Raw genomic sequence first — 21,650 nt, 5'->3', positions numbered from 1 at the left:
GTCCTTCGTCCTACAACGGTGGAACTGTCACTGCCACAAGCGAATCCACGGTCTACACCATGACAATGGCTGACCCCGGCTTTCCCTACCGACTGCTGGTGACCGGCACAGTGGACGTGCTCACCAACACCAATGGTGAGCACCCCATCATCCGCGTGCGCGAGGACTCCACCACCGGAACCATCGTCGCTATGGCAAACGGCAGTCCTGAGTCTTATTGTCATTCAACAGCTAACATCGTTCCGTTCTTCGGCGGAATCGCTTCCATCCCACCAGCTTTCGATACTGTTGGGCAGGGCTTCACGGGATACGGTGTTGCGCCGTCGAAATACTATGGTGGCATCACCTCGTTCTCTGCTACCCATGTCTGTGCGGCCAACAGCTACCTGATCGTGGATGCCACGGCTCTGGGCGGTCACACCATGACCGGCGTGAACTATCGGGGCAATCCCATGACCTTGCTGGCCTCTGTAGCTCTCAATAACAACCCGGCTTCCGGATCGCTGTATCGGTATGGCATGAAGGTGACCACAGCCGGGACCGGCCAGGTTACTGGTGGTCTGACGGCCAATGCCTGGTTGTCGATGCAGTCGATCTCTTACACCAATGTGCAGAGTGTCGATGCGAGTCTGAGCACCTACGGATTCGGAACTGGAGATCATATCTCCCAGAGTGGAACGTGTGGCCCAGGACAAATGCTTTTGCAGTCTTTCGGTGCTGACGGCTGTCATGCTCCGCTGTGGGTGGCATCTGGTGGCACTGAGCGCATTAGCATGGGTCATCCTACTGGCTCAGACTACATCGATCTGCTGTCTGTCAGTGAGTCAAGTGTCTCAACAACTTTCAGGATGGATGCCAGCTACATTGCGAATTGTGCTGGGATATCTACACGTATCGTCGGTATCGCCGGTAGCTTCCCGCAGGAAGCAAGAACGGGCAATACCACCCTGTACGTGACCGTGGCCCGAAGCGGAAATTTTTCCACGGTGTCGGCTACGAACATCGAGCCGAACCTTACCGTCATGGCGATTCCGGCGTAAGGGGGAATGATGAGTCTAGACTTCACTCCCGTCGAGATTGACTTCGCGGAAATCCGGCACGAAAGTTGGGAAACTGGAGGATCTTTCAGTGCCTTCGACAAGGCCAGCCACGCGCCGCTGGCGCCGCACAAGCTGGACCACACGCTGGCCTTCATGTTCGAGAGCCGCTGGGTGATCCGGCCGACGAAGTTCGCGCTGGAGACTTCGGCGCTTCAGGACGACTATGACGCCTGCTGGTCGGGCTTCCCCAAGGCTCGCTTGCCGTAACAACAACAAGAAGGAAGCGCCAATGAAGCTCGCGTCTCTCAAGGGCGGCCGCGACGGCCGGCTGGTGGTGGTCTCCAACGACCTGGCCTGGTTCACTGACGCCGGCACGGTCGCGCCGACCCTCCAGGCCGCTCTGGACAACTGGGACCATTGCGAGCCGCTGCTGCGCGGGCTGGCCGAGAGCCTCGAGCACGGCGCCGTGCCGCGCGAGCGCTTCCACGAGCACGATGCGGCCAGCCCGCTGCCGCGCGCCTATCAGTGGGTGGATGGCTCGGCCTATGTGAACCACGTGCAGCTGGTGCGGAAGGCACGCGGGGCCGAGATGCCCGAGAGCTTCTGGACCGATCCGCTGATGTACCAGGGCGCATCCGACGGCTTCCTCAATCCGCGCGATCCGATCCCGCTGGCCGACGCCAGCTGGGGCTGCGACCTGGAAGGCGAGGTGGCGGTGATCACCGGCGACGTGCCCCTGGGCGCCAGCCGCGAGGAGGCCCTGGCCGCCATTCGTCTGGTCATGCTCTGCAACGATGTCAGCCTGCGCAACCTGATCCCCGGCGAGCTCGCCAAGGGCTTCGGCTTCGTTCAGTCCAAGCCCGCCAGCGCCTTCTCGCCGGTGGCGGTCACGCCCAGCGCCCTGGGCGAGGCCTGGAAGGACGGCAAGCTGCACGGCGCCCTGCTGGTTGAACTGGACGGCAAGGACTTCGGTCGCGCCGACGCCGGCGTCGACATGACCTTCGACTTCGGGACCCTCGTGGCCCACGCGGCCAAGACGCGGCCGCTCTGCGCCGGCACGATCGTCGGCTCGGGCACGGTCAGCAACCGCGACGCCGACGGCGGTCCTGGCAAGCCGATCAGCGAAGGCGGCCTTGGCTATTCGTGCCTGGCCGAGCTGCGCACGGTCGAGACCATCCGACATGGCGCGCCCAAGACGCCGTTCCTGCTGGGCGGCGACACGATCCGCATCGAGATGAAGGACGCCAAGGGCCACTCGATCTTTGGCGCCATCGAGCAGACGGTCGAGCGGATTTGACCGACGAGAACGCGGCGGCGGGCCGTGTCTGGGCGACGCCGGCCGGGGTCAATCTGGGCCCGCTGGACCTGATCCGGGACGGCGGCGCGCGCAACTATGTCCTTCAGATCGGCGAGGCGCGCTTCCACGGCTTCGTGGTGCGCAGGGGCGAGGCGGTGTTCGGCTATGTCGATCGCTGCCCGCACGCCGGCCTGCCGCTGGCGCAGCAGCTCGACCACTACCTGACCCCCGACGGCGGCCTGATCGCCTGTTCGTGGCACGGCGCGGTGTTCACGGTGGAGACGGGCGCCTGCGTCGGCGGACCGTGCGTCGGGGCCAAGCTCGCGCCTTGGCCGGTGGAGACGCGCGAGGGGCGGGTCTTCACCGCCTGACAGGCCAAAAAAGAACGGCCGCCTTCCAGGAGGAGAAGGCGGCCGAGTCATTGGGAGGAAACGCCCCCGAAAGGGCTGAATTCCATATAGCCGTTTGAATCCGTCCCGACAACGTTGTCAGGGAAATTATTTCGCGTGACGATGAAATCGTCTGGCCCGCTCTCCTGGCGCGACGTGGCGTCGCGCCAGGAGGCGAGAACGGACTTACTTCTTCTTCGCCGCCTGGACCTCGATCTCGACCAGCATGCCGTCCTGGACCAGCGAGGTGATCTGGCTGGTGATGCGGGCGGGCTTGTTGGGCTGGGTCGCGGTGCCGAAATAGGTCTTGTAGCCCTCCATCATGCCGGCGAAGTCCATCTTGCCGCCCTTGGCGGGGTCGCCGACCAGCAGGACGCGCATCATCACGACGTCGGCCATGGTCGCGCCTTGGGTCTTCAGGGCGGCCTCGATGCGGCCCAGCACGCCCAGGGTCTGGGTCTTGGTGTCGCCGAACTTGGCCACGCCCGTGGCCTTCTCGTCGATGACCGGCGGGGTCATGCCCGAGACGTAGATGGTGTCGTAGCCTGCCGGCACGGTGACGACGCTGGCGATGGCTGCTTTTGGGTCGCCGCCGCGGACGATGTCTTGGGCATGGGCGGCGCCGGCGAGGGCGCAGAGGCCGGCGGTGAGGGCGATAAGGCGTTTCATGAGTCTCTCCCGTTCAGATGAGGTTAGTGGGCCTGCAGGCCGCGGGCGCTGGCTTGGGCCTTGGCGGCCGCGCGGGCGGCGGCGACGTCGGCCGGCTTGATCCCCGACGCTTTGTTGCTCCACGACGAGCGCACATAGGTCAGGATGGACGCCAGATCGGCGTCTGTCAGGTCGTCCTTGAAGGCGGGCATGCCCGCGCGACCGTTCAGGACCGTGGTGATCACCACCTTGGGCGGACCTTTGACCAGGGCCGCGCCGTCCAGCGGCGGAAAGGCGCCCTTGACGCCCTTGCCGGTGGCTTGGTGGCAGGCTGAGCAGTTGTCCATGAACAGAGACTTGCCGTCGGCGGACGCGATCGCCGGAGCGGCGAGCCCGCCGGCGAGCGCCAAGGCGGCGAGACGATAGGCGAAGGTCATACGTTTCCCCGGTGCTTTCTTACGCTTGCTGGACGCGGGCGTGGATCTTGGCGATCTGCTGCCAAGCCGACTCGATGGCGCCGGCCTGCCAGCCGCCTAGGTAGCTCAGGTGCTCGCCGGCCAGGTAGAGGCGGCCGTCGGGCTCGCAGAGAACCGGATAGGCCTCCTTGCGCCCGGTCGGGCTCCACTCGGCCCAGCCGCCCAGATTGTACTCGGCCAGGTGCCAGCTGAACGAGAAGGCGTTTTCGAAGCTCTCGGCGTATTCGGGGAAGATCTTCTGGCCGGCGGCCACCGCGAAGGCGGCGCGGTCGGCGGGGGTTTTGGCGCTGATCCGGGCCGCCTCGCCGCCGAACGCGTAGTAGCCGAGGAGAACGCCCTTCTGCCCCTGCCAGCCGTACGAGGGCAGGGTGATCGAGTTGATGCCGGGCAGGTCCGTATAGACGTGGCCGCCGTAGATGTGGTGCTTCTCTTCCCAGAAGCGGTTCTTCATCTGTAGGCCGATCTTGTTGACCGGCGCGTAGGAGACGCCCGCCATCGCGGCCTTGAACGGCGCCGAGGCGTCGAGGTCGATCTGCTTCAGCACGCTGAGCGGGATGGTGCACAGGCAGTAGTCGGCGGTGACCTCGCCGGCCTTGCCATCGGCGCCCTTGAACGAGACGGTCACGCCGCTGGGCGATTGCTTGATCTTCTCGACGACGGTCGAGTAGCGGATCATCGGCCCGACGTGCTTTTCGAAGCCCTTGGCGATCTGATCCATACCGCCGATCGGCTGCAGCATGGTGCGCTGCTGTTCGTAGCCGGTGACCGAGCTGAGGACCCGCCAGGCGTTGCTGTCGAGCACGTCCTTGAAGGCGAACGGCGGCAGCTCCTTGCCCGGCCCCGGATCGACGCCGGCGCCCGGATGAACCGAAAAGCCGCGGCCTTCGGTGCCCTTGTAGGTCAGGTCCGTCTTGGACAGGCGACCTTCGTTGACCAGGTAGGCGATGAACTTCTCGCGATCGAGGCCTGAGAGCGGGGCGTCGAGTTGGCCCTGGCTGGCGGCCTTGGCCACCACCTCGGCCGTATAGCCGCGGATGTCGGCGGCGATCTCGCCCTTGCGCACCGGCTTGCCGGCCAGCGGGCCCGAGGCCTTCTCGAAATAGACGTAGGAGGCGTCGTTGTCGTTGACGAAGCTCTCCAGCTGAACGCCGAACTGCTTGGTGTAGTGCAGGGTCGAGCGGTGGTGGTACGGGATCCGCCACGGGCCGTGGTTGATGTAGTGGCCCTCGTCGAACTCGCAGGTCTGGGTGTTGCCGATCAGGTCGGTGTGCTTGAAGCCCTTGCGCGCGGTCTGGCAGCGGCCGCCCGCGAACGACCGAGCTTCCAGCACTTGCACCTGATAGCCGGCCTTGCTGAGCTCGTAGGCGGCGGTCATGCCCGCCAGGCCCGCGCCCAGGATCACGATCTTGGTGTTCTTGGCGCCGCCGGCCAGCGTGGGCGGCAGCTCGGTGGCCGAGGCTTGGGAGAAGCCCAGGGCTTCCATGCCCGACAGCACCAGCGACATGCCGCCGACCGCGGCCAAGCTTTCGAAGAAACGCCGACGCGTGAGAACGCCACCCGTCGTTACAGCATCCAATCCACTCATCAATCCCCGCCCTTGTCTTGGCCGAACGGCGATCCAGTGTTCGGCGTCGCGCCGGCCGCACTGACCGGAACGGGGCGTATCTCGAAATTCAGGCTTGCGCGGCGCAATCCGTTTTCAGTCGAGACGTGGACTGACGGGTTGGACGCCTGACCATTGGGCGCCTGGGGCCGGCTTTGAGCGATCGCTGGGCGAGGCGGAAAGATCGTCGCGGACTCGCCGAATCCTTGTTTTTCTCACAACCCCTCGCCGTCCCATGAGAGAGTCATGACCTTTCCAGCCCGAGCTCTGCGCCTGCGCCTCGCCCGGCCCGAAGACATGCCGGTCCTGTCGGCTCTGATGGATCGCGCGATCGGCGAACTGCTGCCGGCCTTCCTTCCGCCGGAAGGCGTCAAGGCGTCCTATGAGATGATGGGGCTGGACACCCAGCTAATCGCCGACGGCACCTACTTCGTCGTCGAGGATGGAGACGCGGTCGCCGGCTGCGGCGGTTGGAGCCGCCGGGCCACCTTGTTCGGCGGCGACCATTCGGCGGGGCGCGATGCGGCCCTTCTGGATCCGGCCAAGGACGCGGCGCGGGTGCGGGCGATGTACACTCACCCCGATCACACAAGGAAGGGCGTCGGGCGGATGATCCTCGACGCCTGCGAGGACGCGGCGCGGCGCGAAGGCTTCACGCGCGCCGAGATGGCGGCGACCATGGGCGGCGTCCCGCTGTATCGCGCCTGCGGCTATCACGACATCGAGCCTTTCGAGGCCGAGACCTCATCCGGCTACCGCGTGCCGTTGATCCGGATGGGCAAGGCGCTCTGACCCCCAAGCAAAAGGGGCGGACCTTGCGATCCGCCCCTTCGCATTGAGACGCAGGACGCTCGCTTAGAACGAGAACGTCAGGCGACCGTAGTAGTAGCCGCCGTTGATGCCGTAGGGCGAGAACGACGGGTATTGAGTGACGCAGCCGCCGCCGGAGGCGACGCAGGCGGCTTGATAGGCGGCCGTGAACTTGTCCGGATACTTGTTGAACAGGTTGTTGGCCCCGATCGCGGCGACCACGCCTTTCGGGAACTTGTACGAGAGCTCGGCGTCGGTGATCGCCGTGGCGCTGGCCACGGTGTTCAGCAGAGGCCCGGTGCCCGGATCGGAGAGCGCCTCGGCCTTGCCGTAGAAGGTCTCGGTCACGTTCAGCGACAGCTTGCCGAACGAGTAGAGGCCGTTCAGGCCGACCTTGTACTTCGGCGCGGCCTTCTCGAGCAGCGAGGCGGCGTTGCCGGCGAACAGGACCTGGCCGGTCGGGAAGGCGGTGCTGGTGACGCCCAGGGCGGCCGGAGCGGCCTTGACCTTGGTGATCTTGGTCTTGTTGACGTTGCCGCTCAGCGTCCAGTCGATCCGGCCGTAGGCGCCCAGGTCGGTCGGGTAGGAGATCACCACGTCCAGGCCGCGGGTGCGGGTGTCGAGGCCGTTGGAGAAGATATTGATGCCGGTGCTGGTCACGGTGCTGTCCAGCACGTTGCCGTTGGCGGCGATCGCGGCGTTGACGTTCGGGTTGACGATCACGCCGTTACGCATGCCGTAGACCGAGCTGGAGCCAAAGATCCGGTCCTTGAGCTTGATCTGGTAGGCGTCGATCGTGGCCGTCAGCTTGTCGAACGGGTGGGCCACGACGCCGAGGCTGAAGTTGGTCGACTTCTCCGGCTTCAGCTTGTCGATGCCCAGGAGGCGCGCGGCGCTGGAGTTCGGGGCCAGCTGCACGAAGGCGCTGGTCGGCGAGACGTTGGTGGCCGAATAGAAGGATTCCGCCAGGGTCGGCGCGCGGAAGCCGGTCGAGACCGTGCCGCGCAGGGCGAACATCTGGTTGAAGTCGTAGCGGCTGGTCAGCTTGGCGACCGTGGTGTCGCCAAAGTCGCTGAACTTCTCATAGCGCAGCGCCGCATCGACCTTCCAGGCTTCGACCGGCGTGGCGGCGATGTCGGTATAGACCGCCCAGCTGGTGCGGGCGTGGCCGCCAGCGTCGGTCTTCGAGAAGCCCGGATAGGACTGCGAGCCTTCCTTGTAGGTCGAGGCCGCGTCGCCGGCGCCGATGCGGTAGGTGTCGCGGCGTTGTTCGTAGCCGAAGGCCACGTCCACCGGCGCGGCCAGGCCGACATCGAAGCCGCGACGGACGTCCAGGTTGTTGGTCCACTGGGTGGTGCCCCAGCTGCCGGCGTGGAACGAGGTCGGGGTGAAGCCCTTGGTCGTCAGGGTCGAGGTGTCGGCGTAGAGGCTGGCGTTGGCCGAGTCTTCGACGCGAACCTCGATGGCGTCCTTGCCGTAGGTCGACGACAGGTCGACGTCCCATCCCACGACCTTGCCCGAGAGGCCCAAGGTCAGGGCGTAGTCGTCTTCAATGATCCGTTCGCGGGGGCTGAAGCCCAGCGGGAAGGGCCGGTCGGCCGCGCCCATCTTGCCCTGGATGCGGTTGTAGCGGCGATAGTTCTCGTAGGCCGAGGCGTCCTTGTGGCCGTAGGTGCCGAACGAATAGAGCTCGAAATCGGCGGGCAGTTCGACGCCGGCGTTGAAGGCCACGTTCTGCATCCGATACTCGGCGTCGCCAGAGATCAGGTTCAGGTTGGGATAGCCCGGGATTTTGCTTTCGATCGCGTTGTGGGCGGCCGAATAGCTGGGGCTGGCGGGGTTGAACACCCGCTGGTCGGGCAGGCCGCGGTTCGAGAAGCCGTGGTACTTGGCCTCGACGGTCAGGTTCAGGTAGCTGGTCTCGGTCGGCGCCATGCCGATGTTGACCGAACCGCCGGCCGTCTTGCCGCCGCCGTCGAAGTATTCACCGCCGGTGGCCGAGATCGATCCGCCCGAGGCGTTCTTCTTCAGGATGATGTTGACGACGCCGGCGATGGCGTCGGTGCCGTACTGGGCGGCGGCGCCGTCGGTCAGCACTTCGATGCGGCCGATGCCAGCCATCGGGATGAAGCCGAGGTCGGCGGCGGCGGCGCCTTGGTAGACGCCCGACAGGACCGCGAGGTTGCCGGTGGTGTGACGGCGCTTGCCGTTGACCAGCACCAGGGCCTGGTTGGGCGAAAGGCCGCGCAGGCGGGCCGAAAGGGTCAGGTTGGCCGTGTCGCCGCCGAAGGCCTGGGCGTTGAACGACGGCACCAGATTGGCGAGGCCCAGGCGCAGGTCCACCTGGCCGGTGCGCTCGAGCGTGCTGGTGTCGACGACCTGGACGGGGGCGGGGCTGTCGATGACGCGAAGGCCCGTCTGGCGCGTGCCCGTGACGATGATGGTGTCGACCTCGGTCTGGTCGGGCGGCGTGGCGGCCGCATCGGCGGCGAAGGCGCTGGCAGAGTATCCGATAGTAACCGACAAGGCAGAAATACCCGCCAACAGTGCGGGTTTAAAACGCCGATTCATAAACTACCCCCTCATTCTGTTTATTAAAGCGATTAGATTCCCTTATCCATGGCGATTTTCTCCCGACGATTATGTTTTTTGACGCGGGCACTCAAAAACACCGGCAACTGGCCGATCTATTCATTGGGGGTGGAAGTTTCGGCGTTCGGCAATGAGGGGGCGGTCGGAAAGCGCCATAACCGCGCCGGCGCCCGATGGGCGCCGTTTTGCGCGGCGGTCGATCTCGGATTTTAGGCAGAACGACGTTTTGGTTCGTGGCCGGAAGTCACGCGGAGCGTGTCCGCGGCCGTCCGCTCACGCGCAAAGGCGCATCGGTTCGGCCATTTCGTCGGTCTCTTCGGTCTCGAATAGATCGAAGGCTTCTTCCCACGCGGTGAGGCGGGAATCGCGGAGGTCGGCGTCGTCTGTGATCCGCACGATCTGGTCCTCGCGGTCGTTCCAGACGAGGCCGATGTCGGTGACCCGCTCGGCGTCGCGGCCCAGCAGAAGGAAGATGTCGGCCTTGGCGGCGCGCTCGTGGCTGATCCGGCGCAGGGTGCGTCCGCCGCCCAGGTCGCGGTGGATGTCGGCATAGTCCAGCACGGCCGAGATCATGGCGGCGTTGACGGGGGCGACGGCCCAGGGGGAACAGGCGAAGCGCGACATCAAGGGCTCCTCTCCAATCTCGACGTCTTGAAGATTGTTCGCGCGCTGCGACAGAAACGGTCGTATAAGCTGGCGCCATGCGACACGAGAAAGCCACCCGCCTTCTGGACCTGGCCCGAATGCTGGCCGGATCCGCCGAGGGGCTGACCCTGGACGAGATGGCCCAGGCCTTGGGTGTTGGCCGTCGCACCGCCGAGCGGATGCGCGACGCGGTCTGGACGGCCTTCCCGCAGATGGAGGCGATCGACGATCCGCCGACCAAGCGGTTCCGCATCCCGTCGGGCCTGGACGGCGTGTTCCAGACGCCCACCGCCGAGGAGCTCGCGGCCCTGCGCACGGCCGCTGACAATTACAAAGCGTCCGGCGCCGACGCGCGCGCGGCTTCTCTTTATGCGCTGGAGGCCAAGCTGCTGGCCGCCCTGCGCGGCTCGGCCAGGCGGCGCGTCGCCCCCGACGTCGAGGCCCTGGTCCAGGCCGAGACCATCGCCATCCACGCCGGCCCGCGTCCGTTCGAGGACGAGGCCGTGCTGGCCGCGATCCGCGCCGCCATCAAGGGCCTTCAGGCCCTGTCGTTCCGCTATGAAGGCGGCAGCACGCCGGGGCGCACCCGGGAGGTGACGCCGCTGGGCGTCCTGTTCGGCCGCAGCAACTATCTGGTGGCGATGGAGGGCAAGGGCGGCAAGCCGCGCTCGTGGCGCCTGGACCGGATGAGCGACCTGAAGGTGCTCGACAAGCCCGCGTCGCCGCCCGAGGACTTCTCGCTGCAGGCCTTCGCCGACGAGAGCTTCGGCATCTATCACGACGAGATCCAGGACGTGGTTCTGCGGATCAAGCCGGAGGGGGCGGAGGACGCGCTGCGCTGGCGCTTCCACGCGACGCAACAGGTCGTCCAGGAGGCCGACGGCTCGGTGCGGGTCACCTTCCGCGCTGGGGGCATGCGCGAGTTGGCGTGGCACCTCTTCACCTGGGGCGACAAGATCGAGATCGTCGGCCCCAAGGCCCTCAAGGACAAGATGATCGAGGAGCTTCAGGAAGCTGGCCGCGCGCACGGGGCGTGGTAGGGACGGGGATGAACTACCGTCACGCCTTCCACGCCGGCAACTTCGCCGACCTTCACAAGCATACGATCCTGCTGGCCATGCTGTCGGCCTTGCAGGGGGAGAGCGAAGCTCTGGCGGTCATCGACACCCACGCGGGCGCGGGCGCGTATGACCTCGCCGGCGAGATGGCGCGGCGCTCGGGCGAGGCGCAGGCGGGGATCTTCCGATTGAAGGCGGCCAGCGACGCGCCGGCGGTGTTCGGATCTCTGCTCGCGGCGGTGCTGAAGATCAACAGCGGCCAGGACGGCGATCTCTATCCCGGCTCGCCGCTGCTGATCGCGCGCGCGCTTCGGAAGAATGACCGCTACGCGGGCTGCGAACTGCGCCCCGACGACATGACCTTGCTCAGCAAAACGCTGGCGCCCTACGCCAACGCAAAGGCGTTGCAAGCCGATGGCTTCGCCACCGCCGCCGCACAGGCGGGCCGGGGCGGGCGCGCCTTCGTGGTCATCGACCCACCGTTCGAACGGCCGGACGACTACGCCCGCATCGTCGAGACCACGCGCGCCGTCCTCAAGCGCGCATCGGACGCCGCCCTGGCCATCTGGCTGCCGATCAAGGATCTTGAGACGTTCGACGCTTTCCTGCGGACGATGGAAAGCGTCACGAAGGACCTGCTAGTCGCCGAACTCCGCCTGCGGCCTTTGACGGACCCGATGAAGATGAACGGCAGCGCGATGGTGATGGTCGGCGCGCCCGCCGGCGTCGAGGCGGCGGCCGTTGAAGCCGGCGACTGGATTGCCGCGCGTCTCGGCGAGGCCGGCGGCCGCTCGCGCGTCTGGCGGGCCTGACTTGAGGCTCAGGGCCGCTCCCAGCTTCGCCGAAGCCTTGCCGGTCTGGCTGAAGATCGGCGTGCTGGGCTTTGGCGGGCCGGCCGGCCAAATCGCCCTGCTGCACAAAGAGGTCGTCGAGACCCGCGACTGGGTCGAAGAGGACGAGTTCGCGCGGGCCCTGAGTTTCTGCATGCTCTTGCCCGGACCCGAGGCGCAGCAGCTGGCGACCTGGCTGGGCTGGCGTCTGCACGGCATTCGAGGCGGCGTGGCGGCGGGGCTATTGTTCGTCCTGCCGGGCCTGCTGGTGATGTTGGGGCTGTCGGCGCTCTATGTCGTCCACGGCCGTTCCGACTGGGCCGCGCCGGTGCTCCTCGGCCTGAAGGCGGCGGTGGTCGCGCTGGTGCTGCAGGCGCTGCTGAAGATCGGCAAGAGGGCGGTGAGGGATCGACTGACGGCCTTCGTCTGCGGCGCGGCCTTCGCGCTGCTGGCCTTCACGACCTTGCCGTTCCCGCTGGTGGTGCTGGGCGCTGGCGTGCTGGGCTGGCTGGCGGCCAAGGACGCCGCCGATCCCGGCGCCCTAGCCTCGACGCCGGCGAAGGGGCAGGGGCTCACGGCGCTGGTCTGCCTTGGCCTGTGGTTGGCGCCGATCGGCTTGGCGTGGCTGCTGGCGCCGGGCTCGACCCTGGCCTGGATGGGTCTGGCGTTCGGCGGGCTGGCCGCGATCAGCTTCGGCGGCGCCTATGCGGCCCTGGCCTATCTGGGGCAGGCGGCCGCGGCGTTCGGCTGGCTGACGGCGACCCAGATGCTCGATGGCCTGGGTCTGGCCGAGACCACGCCGGGCCCGTTGATCCTGGTCTTCGTCTTTGTGGGCTTCGTCGGCGCCTTCCAGACCGCGCCGCCTGAGTGGGCCTGGGTCCTGGCGGTGCTGGGCGGCCTGATGGCGGCCTGGACCACCTTCGCGCCGTCGTTCCTCTGGATCTTCGCGGGCGGGCCGCTGTTCGAGCGCTGGGGCCGTCGCCCGCGCCCCGCGCGCGCCCTGGCGCTGATCTCGGCCGCCGCCGTCGGCGTCATCGGCCAACTGGCCCTGTGGTTCGCCATTCACCTGTTGTTCCGTTCTGGTCACACGCTGGAGGCGGGACCCCTGCGGATCCTTCTGCCCGATCCCGCGAGCCTGGACTATGCGGCGCTGGGCCTCGTGGCCCTGGCCTTGGCTCTCGCGAGCCGGCTGCCGATGCTGGCGATGATCGCGGTTCTGATCATCACGGCGGTGCTGCTGAAGGCGATCGGACTGAGTTGACGGAACGTTATTATTTTCGCGCTTGCGAACGTGGTTTCTGTGTTATGCTGCGGCGCACAAAATCGCGGTAGCCGGGAGCGCCCCATGGTTTCCTCGTCCTCCTTCTTTTCTGAGTTCCAAGCCGACAAGATCGAGCCTGAAACCGCGCCTCGCTTCGTGGTGGGCGCGGCCTCGCCGCTGTGGCTGATGTTCGGCGGCGCGGCCGCCGCCGGCGCGGCCTACTGGTGGTGGGCGTCGCGCTGGCGCGAGGCGGTGAACCTCGAAGCCGTGCTGGCCCTGGCGCCGGAACCCGTCGCGCCCGCCGCCGAGTCCGAGGCGATCCTTGAGACCGCCCCCGAACCGGTGGTCGAGGTCGTGACCGAGGCCGTCGAGACGGCGGAGGTATTGCTGGACGCGGTCGAGGACACCGCCGAGACGCTGGCCGAGGCGTCGAGCGCGCTGGTCGAAACGGCCCAGGACGCCACGGTAGACGCGATCGAGGCCGTCGGTGACGCTGTCGCCGAGATCGAAGCGCAAGCCGAACCGCCAGTTCCCGAAGTCCTGGCCGCCGAAGCGCCGCCCGCCGAACCGCTGGTCGATGCGACCCTGGCCGAGGCGGAGGCCGTAACCGAAGCCCTGGTCGCCGCCGGCGACGACCTGACGCGGCTGGTCGGGGTGGGGCCGAAGCTGGCCGCCTCGCTGGCTGAGTTGGGTGTCACCACCTTCAGCCAGATCGCCGCCTGGACGCCTGAGGAACTGGCCGAGATCGACTTGAAGCTGGGCTTGAAGGGACGCGCCGAACGCGACGCCTGGATCGCCCAGGCCAAGCGCTTCGCCGCCAGCGTCGAGAGCGAACCCGCCACGGCCTAGTCCCGACCCGACCGCCGTTCCATCACCAGGATCGGCGATCCCTTGTAGGTGGCGTGGGTCCTCACGCGGAAGCCGACCTTGGTCGCCAGCGCGATCGAGGGCGCGTTCTCCACATTGATGATGCAGGGGATCAACGGCGGCGCCAGGGTCTGGTCGACCCAGGCCAGGCCCGCCTTCACCGCTTCGGTCCCAAAGCCTTGTCCGTGCGACCACGCCGCCAGCACCCAGCCCATCTCGGGCAGGCCATAGAGGCTGGGCTCCAGTTCTCGCCGCAGGTCCGCGAAGCCGACCTCGCCGACATAGCGGCCGGTCGCTGTCTCGCGCACCGCCCAGTAGCCGAAGCCCAGCACTTCCCAGAGCCCGCGGGCGCGCATCAGGCGCGTCCAGCTCTCCTCCTCGGTGAACGGGCGGCCCCCGACGTGGCGCGTGACCAGCGGATCGGCCCACATGGCGCGGCTGTCCTCGAAATCGGCCAGGGTCGGCGGCGACAGGGTCAGACGCGGGGTCTTCAGAGTGGGAGCGGGCATCGGCCGGTAGGGTTTGCGGATCGGATGCGCCGCAAGCTACACGGACGAGCCCTCCAGGAAAGAGCCCATGACCTCACCCGTCGACGCCATCGCCGCCCGCCGCAAGCTGACCAACAAGCTGATCGCCGCCAAGGACGCCGCCCGACTGAAGCCGTTCTTCGATCCGCGCATCACGGTGATCGCCGGCGACGGCTCGCTTCTGATGGGCGCAGAGGACGTCCTGGCGGCTTTCGCGGGCCAGTTCGCCGAGAAAGGTTTCGTGGCCTATGTGCGCACGACCGAGGACATCGCCCTGAACGCCGAGGGAACCCGCGCGGCCGAACGCGGGCGCTGGGTCGGTTCCTGGACGGACGCGCCCGAGCAGTCGGGAACCTATCTGGCGACCTGGAAGAAGATCACTGGCCAGTGGGTGATCGAGAACGAGCTGTTCGTGACGCTGGCGTGACCAACGAGGCTGGACGCGGCCACATGACTCGGAATTAATTTCGCCGCACCGGGCGGCGGCCTTACGCCATCGTCCTCCAAATATGTCCTGGGGAGGAAAAGCCTTGCTCAATCGCCGTCAGATGATGTTCGCCTCGGCCGCCGCGGGCTTCGCCGCGACCGGTGGTCTGCCGTCCCTGGCCTTGGCCCGCGAGGGCGAGGTCGCCAAGCTGAACGCCCTGTTCGACGAGGCCATGGCGCTGCAGTTGCGCCAGTCGCCAGAAACAGCGACCGGTCTTGGCCTCGACACCGGCGACCTCGCTTGGACCAAGGGCCTGCTGTCCGACCGCTCGTTCGCCGCCATCGAGGCGGGCGCCGCCACCACCAGCAAGCAGCTTGCCGCCCTGCGCGCCATCGACCGCCGCGCCCTCAAGGGCATGGACGCGGTGAACTATGACACCGTCGAGTTCATCCTGGCCGTCCAGGACGAGGGCAACAGGAAGTTCACCTACGCCGGCGGCGGCTCCGGCGCGCCCTACGTGCTGAGCCAGCTGACGGGCAGCTATCAGTACATGCCTGACTTCCTCGACACCCAGCACAGCATCGAGACCAAGGCTGACGCCGACGCTTATCTGTCGCGGATGGAAGGCTTCGCGCGGCTGATGGACCAGGAGACGGCGATCGCCAAGCGCGACATCGCCGACGGTGTGATCCCGCCGGACTTCATCATCGACAAGACCCTGATCCAGATGCGGGCCTTCGCGAACACGCCGACCGCCGAGGCGCCGCTGGTCAAGTCGATCGCGCGTCGGACCAAGGACAAGAACATCGCCGGCGACTGGGCCGGCGAGGCGTCGAAGATCTACGAGAACTCCGTCCTGCCGGCGCTTAAGCGGCAGATCGCGCTGATGGAGAGCATTCGTCCCAAGGCTAATCACGACGCGGGCGTGTGGCGCCTGAAGGGCGGAGCAGACTACTACGCGCTGTCGCTGAAGAACTACACGACCTCGACCCTCACGCCGGACGAGATCCACCAGCTGGGCCTCGACATGGTCAAGTCGATCGAGGCCGAGGCCGACAAGCTGTTCAAGAAAATCGGCATGACCCAGGGTACGGTCGGCGACCGCATGCGCAAGCTGGGCGAGGACTTCTATCCGAATACGGATGAGGCCAAGGAACAGCTGATCAAGGACCTGAACGACAAGGCCAAGTGGATCGAAAAGCAGCTGCCGGCCTATTTCGGCCAGCTGCCCAAGGCGCCGCTTGAGATCCGCCGCGTGCCCAAGGCCATCGAGGCGGGCGCGCCGGGCGGCTACTACAACTCGCCCTCGCTGGATGGAAAGCGTCCGGGCATCTACTGGATCAACCTGCGCGACACCAAGGAGCAGGCTAAGTACACCCTGACCACGCTGACGGTGCATGAAGGCGTTCCGGGTCACCACCTGCAGCTGTCCCTGTCCAACGAAGCCAAGGGGCTGCCGATGATCCGCAAGATCGTCGGCTTCTCGGGCTACGCCGAGGGCTGGGCGCTCTATTCCGAGCAGCTGGCCGTCGAGATGGGCATCTACAAGAACGACCCGCGCGGCCAGATCGGCATGCTGCACGACGCCCTGTTCCGCGCCGTGCGCCTGGTCGTCGACACCGGCATGCACCACAAGAAGTGGAGCCGTGAACAGGCCGTGAAGTACATGGCCGAGACCATGGGCGACGAGGAGAGCGGCTCGATCACCGAGATCGAGCGCTATGTCGTGTGGCCGGGCCAGGCCTGCAGCTACATGATCGGCAAGATCGTCTTCCTGCGAGCCCGGGCCAAGGCCCAGAAGGCGCTGGGCAAGAAGTTCGACATCCGCGAGTTCCACGACGCGGCCCTGCTGTCGGGCATGACGCCGCTGACCGTGCTGGAGCAGGTTGTCGACAACTACATCGTCGCCAAGGGCGGTAAGGCCTGAGGACTATAAGCGCCTCCTCGAAAGGGGAGGCGCTCCTCTATCCCCAGCTCTCTGAAGCGCCCGCGCGTCGCGCCATGGCGCGGACGGGCGCGGCGGGGCGCAGGGCGGCGGAGGGCTTTTCGGCGGCCTTGCCGTAGAGCCAGCCCTGGGCGAAGTCGACGCCGGCGTTGCGGACGATGTCCTCGACTTTCGGCGTCTCGACCATTTCGGCCACGGTGCGGATCTTCAGGTCCCGGCACATCTGCACGAGATGGCGGACCATGGCCCCGTCGCGACTGTTGTCGGCCAGCTCGCGGACATAGCGTCCGTCAATCTTCACGATATCCAGGTTCAACTGCTGCAGGTAGGCGAACGAGGCCGAACCGGCGCCGAAGTCGTCAAGGCACACCATCGAGCCCATAGACCGCAGCGCCTGGATGTTCTGATTGGCGTAGGGCAGGTCGTCGATCGCCGAGGTCTCGGTGATCTCGAAGATGAGGCGGCCCTTGACCTCGTCAAAGCGGGCCAGCAGGCGGTCGATATGGTCGACAAAGGTCTCGCTGACGATCGTGCGGCCCGAAATGTTCACCGCCAACCTCAGCTTGCCTTCGTAGTCGTTGGCCAGGCGCTTGATCACCTGTTCCACCACGACCTTGTCGAGCTCCTCGATCAGATCGAACTCCTCGGCCATGCGGATCATGGCGAAGGGGCTGGCGCCATCCTCGAACCGCACCAGAGCCTCGTGGTGATGAGCTTGGCCCGTCGACAGCGCGACCACCGGCTGGAAGGCCAGCTTGAAGCGACGTTGGGTGATGACCGCGCTGAGGGCGCCGGCCTGGGCCAGGGTGCGCTTCACCGAGCGGTTCATGGCGTCGGTGAGGCTGGCGGGCGGCCCCTCTTTCAGGCCGGCGCGCAGGAAGTCGTCCAGCGCGTAGCGGAGAGCTCGCAAGGCCCGGGACGGCGGCGCGGCGTTCTCCAGCGGCACGACGTGGGCCTTGGCCTCCGTGTTCACGATCTGGCTCAGGCGTTTGAGCATGGTCTCGGACTGCTCGTCGCGCGATCGTACGAGCGCGAAGCGATCCTGCGACAGCTGGGTGGCCGCCGAACCGCCATGCGACTCCGCGCGCACCGCGCCAGCCACGCGGACGTCGAGCTCGGCGGCTTCGCTGGGAGAGAGGCCGTCGCGCATGGCGCCAAGGCCAGCGAACTCGACCATCGCCAACTCCAGCTCCATGCCGGTGGCGCGGGCGGCTTCGAACAGGCCCTTGGCGATATCGTCGAAGGTCTCGCGGGGCTGCAACTCGCCGGGTTTCAGCGCCGGCGCGGACGCCTGGGCGACGGTGACGGCGCAGGAGATGCGGCCTTCGTTCTCGGGCAGCGCGCGCAGGATGACGCCGACGTGGCGCGTCTGATCGTCCACGAGGCGCAGGACGATAGGGCCGCGACGCTGGCCATCGCTCGCGGACGCCAGCACGGCGTCCATCAACGGACGGTCGTCGGGATGGAACAGGCTGCTCCACGTCGCGCCCATCAAGGCGGCCTCGCTTCGGCCCATGATCCGCTGGGCCGCTCCCAGGGCTAGGCGCACCTGACCGTCGCGCAACTCCACGAGGAGATCCGCGCTGGCGAAGGCGAGGCCCAACAGGCGACGTGGATCGATCGACAAAGCGGCCTTCTCCAGAACTGAAGGAAAGCTGCCACGAACGAACTTAAGGAGCGGTTGAAAACCCAAGGTTTAGTCGCTCAACCCGGCCCATTTTTTGGACCCCGGCTCGCTACGTCAGAAACGGACGTTTCTATGCGTGAGAACATCTTGCGAACTTGGAACAAAGGCGGTACGCATTAAGGGTGTTCCACAGGTCGTTGCGACAGGGCGCTGGAAGCGCCGGGCGACCCACCGGAATCATGGGATAGAGGGCGGACCAACAATGACCAGTCAGGCGGCTTTGAAACTCGTGGCCAAGGAAGAAGGCGATAAGCAACGCGCGCTAGAGGCGGCTCTCGCCCAGATCGACCGCGCGTTCGGCAAGGGCTCGGTGATGAAGCTGGGCGAAAAGGGCAAGGTCGAGATGGAGTCGGTTTCGACCGGCTCGCTCGGCCTCGACATCGCCCTCGGCATCGGCGGCCTGCCAAAGGGGCGGATCATCGAGGTCTACGGCCCGGAAAGCTCGGGCAAGACCACTCTGGCGCTGCACGTCGTGGCCGAGGTGCAGAAGGCTGGCGGCACCGCCGCCTTCGTGGACGCCGAGCACGCGCTGGACCCGTCCTATGCGTTCAAGCTGGGCGTCAATCTCGATAACCTGCTGGTTTCCCAGCCCGACAACGGCGAGCAGGCGCTCGAGATCACCGACACCCTGGTGCGCTCCGGCGCCGTGGACATCGTCGTCGTCGACTCGGTGGCGGCCCTGACGCCGAAGGCCGAAATCGAAGGCGAGATGGGCGACAGCCTGCCGGGTCTGCAGGCCCGTCTGATGAGCCAGGCGCTGCGCAAGCTGACCGCTTCGATCAACAAGGCCAACACCATCGTCATCTTCATCAACCAGATCCGTCACAAGATCGGGGTGATGTACGGCAGCCCGGAAACGACGACGGGCGGCAACGCGCTGAAGTTCTACGCCTCGGTGCGTCTCGACATCCGCCGCACCGGCTCGGTGAAGGTCCGCGACGAGATCATCGGCAACAATGTCCGCGTGAAGGTCGTGAAGAACAAGGTGGCCCCGCCGTTCCGCGAGGTCGAGTTCGACATCATGTACGGCGAAGGGATTTCCAAGCTGGGCGAGGTCATCGACCTGGGCGTCAAGGCCGGCATCATCGAGAAGGCCGGCTCGTGGTTCTCGTACGGCAGCCAGCGCATCGGCCAGGGCCGCGACAACGTCCGCGAGTTCCTGAAGAACAATCCGGACATCGCCGGCGCCATCGAAGCGGCCGTCCGCAAGTCGTCGCAGAAGATCGAGGAAGAGCTTCTGGTCGGCGGCCCGGAGGAGGGCGAGGAGGAATAGCTTCCGCGCGGAGCATTTTCCGACGAAGTGGACGCCGGTTCGTCGTCAGAAAATGCATTCAGATAAGAGATTGGATCGTTTCCGATCGGAAACGATCCAGGGTTTCGCGGCCCTCGCACCAGCCTCGGGCGGTCCCCGCCTTCAACACGCCCGCGGCCCCCACCGCCGCGACGGCCGCGATCAGGCCGCCTGGACCCCATGCCAGGCGGCCTATTTCTTTTTCGGAGTTGGATGGCGCGAAGATCAAAACCCTCTCCCCGGGGGGGGAGGGGGAGGGGGAGGGGGTGTGAGGTTTGATGGCGAGGCGCCCCTCCACATCAAGCCTCCCCGTCCAGCCGTCTTTCGCCGGGAGGGTAACGACCCTAGGCGGACATGGAGGTGAACCGTTATGGTGCGGAAATGGAAGCAGTCGGGAAAGTAAAATGGAGGCGGCGTTCGGCGTTCACCGTCGCGGTGGTGGGCCTGCTTGCGTCGCTCCTCGCCCTTTATGCGAAGCTATATTTCTGGGGCGGTACGCGGTACGCGCCCTTTTATGTTGAAGCTGGGATTTGGTTTGTAATCGTAGCCGGCCCGTTAGCGCTCTGGTTATCTAGAACGCGGCCTTTTGCATCGCTGGCGATAGTTGCTCTCCAACTAGGATTGATCTGGCTCGCCTCAATCTATTGATCTCGCATCAGCCCAACTTCCGCTACCGACCCATGGCGGACGCCGCGCGGGTTCCCTCCCTCTCTCTAACAGAGAGGGATTCCGAAGAGTCCGCCCACCACCCATCTCGGACTTCCCAGGCTCTGCGCAACAGGTCCTTTTCCGCCTCCCAACGCGCCCCCATCTCCCGAGTCGTTTCCCCTTCGCGAAAAACCGCGCTATGCAGCGCGCGACTCCCGGCCGCTCGCCGGACGCTTAAGACTTGAGACGCTCATGCCCAGCTTGAACGAGATCCGCAGCACCTTCCTCGACTACTTCGGCAAGGCCGACCATGCCGTGGTGCCGTCCGCGCCGCTGGTGCCGCAGAACGATCCGACCCTGCTGTTCGTCAACGCCGGCATGGTGCCGTTCAAGAACGTCTTCACCGGCGCCGAGACGCCGGCCCATCCGCGCGCGGCCAGCTCGCAGAAGTGCGTCCGCGCCGGCGGCAAGCACAACGACCTGGACAATGTAGGCTACACCGCCCGCCACCACACCTTCTTCGAGATGCTGGGCAACTTCTCGTTCGGCGACTACTTCAAGGAACAGGCGATCCACCACGCCTGGACCCTGCTGACCGGCGAGTTCAAGCTGCCCAAGGAAAAGCTGCTGGTCACGGTCTACCACACCGACGACGAGGCGGCGGACCTGTGGAAGAAGATCGCCGGCCTGTCGGACGAGAAGATCATCCGCATCCCGACCAGCGACAACTTCTGGTCCATGGGCGACACCGGTCCCTGCGGCCCGTGCTCGGAGATCTTCTACGACCACGGCCCGTCGATCGCCGGCGGCCCTCCGGGCAGCCCCGACGAGGACGGCGACCGCTTCATCGAGATCTGGAACCTCGTCTTCATGCAGTTCGAGCAGCTGGCCGGCGGCGAGCGCGTCTCGCTGCCCAAGCCCTCGATCGACACCGGCATGGGCCTGGAGCGTGTCGCGGCCGTCCTGCAGGGCGTGCACAACAACTATGATGTCGACCTGTTCAAGGCCCTGATCGCCGCCAGCGTCGAGCTGACGGGCGTGAAGGCCGAGGGCGCTCAGGCGCCGTCGCACCGGGTGATCGCCGACCACCTGCGCTCTTCCTCGTTCCTGCTGGCCGATGGCGTCGGTTGCGAAGCTTGTCATGGCGGTGCCGAGAACTGGATCGTCATCGACATCGCCCTGCTGGCGGTTCCTCTCGCGATTATCGTCGCCCGGATTTATCACGTCCTCACGCACCCCGGTTTCTACTTCGGCGACGGAGCCGACTTCTGGGCGGTCTTCCGCATCTGGGAAGGCGGGATCGCGATTTACGGCGCGCTCATCGGTGGGGCAGTCGGCGCGTGGCTCGGATGCCGCTGGACGGGCATCCGATTCTGGTCATTCGCCGACGCATTGGCGCCAGGTCTGATCATCGCCCAGGCCATGGGACGCCTCGGCAACTGGTTCAACCACGAGCTGTTCGGTCTTCCCACAGACCTTCCCTGGGGCCTGGAGATCGAGTCCACCAACGCGGCCTTCCCTCCGGGCCTGGCCCCCGGCACACTCTTCCACCCCACGTTCCTGTACGAGATGATCTGGAACCTCCTCGGCGCCGCCGTGCTGCTGTGGG

The 21,650-nt window shown here is 66.3% G+C and carries 21 protein-coding genes; 14 read left to right on the top strand and 7 right to left on the bottom strand.

All coding sequences use genetic code 11. The features are described 5' to 3' along the window. The 4 genes from Q0379_RS10265 to Q0379_RS10250 all read left to right on the top strand — a co-directional run. On the top strand, positions 1–1,040 hold a 1,040-nt coding region (locus tag Q0379_RS10265; protein WP_299007937.1), incomplete at its 5' end, for a hypothetical protein. 6 nt (positions 1,041–1,046) lie between these two features. Then, positions 1,047–1,307, top strand: coding sequence for a homogentisate 1,2-dioxygenase domain-containing protein (locus tag Q0379_RS10260; RefSeq protein WP_366519318.1), 261 nt, complete (start codon positions 1,047–1,049; stop codon positions 1,305–1,307). A gap of 22 nt (positions 1,308–1,329) precedes the next feature. Next, the gene (locus tag Q0379_RS10255; RefSeq protein ID WP_299007931.1) at positions 1,330–2,337 is read left to right on the top strand and encodes a fumarylacetoacetate hydrolase family protein; all 1,008 of its coding nucleotides are present in this window, start codon (positions 1,330–1,332) and stop codon (positions 2,335–2,337) included. Then, positions 2,334–2,708, top strand: coding sequence for a Rieske (2Fe-2S) protein (locus Q0379_RS10250; RefSeq protein ID WP_299007928.1), 375 nt, complete (start codon positions 2,334–2,336; stop codon positions 2,706–2,708). The genes Q0379_RS10255 and Q0379_RS10250 overlap by 4 nt, the downstream gene beginning before the upstream one ends. Before the next feature lie 204 nt (positions 2,709–2,912). On the opposite strand, the gene Q0379_RS10245 is transcribed toward Q0379_RS10250, so the two are convergent. From Q0379_RS10245 to Q0379_RS10235, 3 genes are read right to left on the bottom strand one after another with little or no spacing between them, the layout of a single operon-like run. Next, positions 2,913–3,395 carry a RidA family protein gene (locus tag Q0379_RS10245; protein WP_299007925.1) on the bottom strand — a complete coding sequence of 161 codons (483 nt, stop codon included), beginning with the start codon at positions 3,393–3,395 and terminating at the stop codon, positions 2,913–2,915. 23 nt (positions 3,396–3,418) lie between these two features. Then, positions 3,419–3,811: a cytochrome c gene (locus Q0379_RS10240; RefSeq protein WP_299007922.1), complete on the bottom strand. Its 393-nt coding sequence runs from the start codon at positions 3,809–3,811 to the stop codon at positions 3,419–3,421. A gap of 19 nt (positions 3,812–3,830) precedes the next feature. After that, complete coding sequence (locus Q0379_RS10235) at positions 3,831–5,435, bottom strand: flavin monoamine oxidase family protein (protein WP_299007919.1); 1,605 nt, start codon at positions 5,433–5,435, stop codon at positions 3,831–3,833. Between the two features lie 264 nt (positions 5,436–5,699). Here Q0379_RS10235 and Q0379_RS10230 point away from each other — a divergent pair, with 264 nt between their 5' ends. Then, positions 5,700–6,245: a GNAT family N-acetyltransferase gene (locus Q0379_RS10230; RefSeq protein WP_299007917.1), complete on the top strand. Its 546-nt coding sequence runs from the start codon at positions 5,700–5,702 to the stop codon at positions 6,243–6,245. Positions 6,246–6,308: 63 nt separating this feature from the next. Here the strand turns inward: Q0379_RS10230 and Q0379_RS10225 are convergent, their stop codons facing one another. Next, on the bottom strand, positions 6,309–8,789 hold the full coding sequence (locus tag Q0379_RS10225; protein ID WP_299007914.1) for a TonB-dependent receptor: 2,481 nt from the start codon (positions 8,787–8,789) through the stop codon (positions 6,309–6,311). A gap of 93 nt (positions 8,790–8,882) precedes the next feature. Here Q0379_RS10225 and Q0379_RS10220 point away from each other — a divergent pair, with 93 nt between their 5' ends. Beyond that, entirely contained in the window at positions 8,883–9,068 is a 186-nt protein-coding gene (locus Q0379_RS10220) for a hypothetical protein (RefSeq protein WP_299007911.1), read from the top strand. A 60-nt stretch (positions 9,069–9,128) separates the two neighbouring features. Here Q0379_RS10220 and Q0379_RS10215 read toward each other — a convergent pair whose 3' ends face one another. Next, positions 9,129–9,479, bottom strand: a complete 351-nt coding sequence (locus tag Q0379_RS10215) for a hypothetical protein (RefSeq protein ID WP_299007908.1) — start codon at positions 9,477–9,479, stop codon at positions 9,129–9,131. Between the two features lie 77 nt (positions 9,480–9,556). Between Q0379_RS10215 and Q0379_RS10210 the strand changes: the two genes are divergently transcribed. From Q0379_RS10210 to phaH, 4 genes are all read left to right on the top strand, one after another. Then, the gene (locus Q0379_RS10210; protein ID WP_299007906.1) at positions 9,557–10,540 is read left to right on the top strand and encodes a YafY family protein; all 984 of its coding nucleotides are present in this window, start codon (positions 9,557–9,559) and stop codon (positions 10,538–10,540) included. Between the two features lie 8 nt (positions 10,541–10,548). Beyond that, on the top strand, positions 10,549–11,370 hold the full coding sequence (gene rlmJ, locus Q0379_RS10205; RefSeq protein ID WP_299007903.1) for a 23S rRNA (adenine(2030)-N(6))-methyltransferase RlmJ: 822 nt from the start codon (positions 10,549–10,551) through the stop codon (positions 11,368–11,370). Position 11,371: 1 nt separating this feature from the next. Further along, the gene (gene chrA, locus Q0379_RS10200; RefSeq protein WP_299007900.1) at positions 11,372–12,649 is read left to right on the top strand and encodes a chromate efflux transporter; all 1,278 of its coding nucleotides are present in this window, start codon (positions 11,372–11,374) and stop codon (positions 12,647–12,649) included. A gap of 84 nt (positions 12,650–12,733) precedes the next feature. Further along, complete coding sequence (gene phaH / locus Q0379_RS10195) at positions 12,734–13,498, top strand: phasin PhaH (RefSeq protein WP_299007898.1); 765 nt, start codon at positions 12,734–12,736, stop codon at positions 13,496–13,498. Here phaH and Q0379_RS10190 read toward each other — a convergent pair. Then, on the bottom strand, positions 13,495–14,025 hold the full coding sequence (locus Q0379_RS10190) for a GNAT family N-acetyltransferase (RefSeq protein WP_299007896.1): 531 nt from the start codon (positions 14,023–14,025) through the stop codon (positions 13,495–13,497). The two genes, phaH and Q0379_RS10190, sit on opposite strands and share 4 nt — an antisense overlap. A 67-nt stretch (positions 14,026–14,092) precedes the next feature. On the opposite strand from Q0379_RS10190, the gene Q0379_RS10185 reads away from it, so the two are divergent. Together Q0379_RS10185 and Q0379_RS10180 are read left to right on the top strand one after the other, a co-directional pair. After that, positions 14,093–14,470: a nuclear transport factor 2 family protein gene (locus tag Q0379_RS10185; protein ID WP_299007894.1), complete on the top strand. Its 378-nt coding sequence runs from the start codon at positions 14,093–14,095 to the stop codon at positions 14,468–14,470. Between the two features lie 103 nt (positions 14,471–14,573). Beyond that, the gene (locus Q0379_RS10180; RefSeq protein ID WP_299007892.1) at positions 14,574–16,397 is read left to right on the top strand and encodes a DUF885 family protein; all 1,824 of its coding nucleotides are present in this window, start codon (positions 14,574–14,576) and stop codon (positions 16,395–16,397) included. A 37-nt stretch (positions 16,398–16,434) separates the two neighbouring features. Here Q0379_RS10180 and Q0379_RS10175 read toward each other — a convergent pair whose 3' ends face one another. Next, positions 16,435–18,042, bottom strand: a complete 1,608-nt coding sequence (locus Q0379_RS10175; protein ID WP_299007890.1) for an EAL domain-containing protein — start codon at positions 18,040–18,042, stop codon at positions 16,435–16,437. A gap of 262 nt (positions 18,043–18,304) precedes the next feature. Here Q0379_RS10175 and recA point away from each other — a divergent pair, with 262 nt between their 5' ends. Together recA and Q0379_RS10165 are read left to right on the top strand one after the other, a co-directional pair. Then, positions 18,305–19,375: a recombinase RecA gene (gene recA, locus Q0379_RS10170; RefSeq protein WP_299007888.1), complete on the top strand. Its 1,071-nt coding sequence runs from the start codon at positions 18,305–18,307 to the stop codon at positions 19,373–19,375. Positions 19,376–20,293: 918 nt separating this feature from the next. Then, positions 20,294–21,650, top strand: a 1,357-nt coding sequence (locus Q0379_RS10165) for a prolipoprotein diacylglyceryl transferase family protein (RefSeq protein WP_299007885.1), incomplete at its 3' end; no start/stop codon positions are given.

Origin of the sequence: uncultured Caulobacter sp. (genome assembly GCF_937900395.1) — a bacterium.
In the GTDB taxonomy this organism is placed as follows: Bacteria; Pseudomonadota; Alphaproteobacteria; order Caulobacterales; family Caulobacteraceae; genus Caulobacter.
Note: the sequence above shows the minus strand (reverse complement) of the source record. Positions and strands in the feature narration are given on the sequence as shown.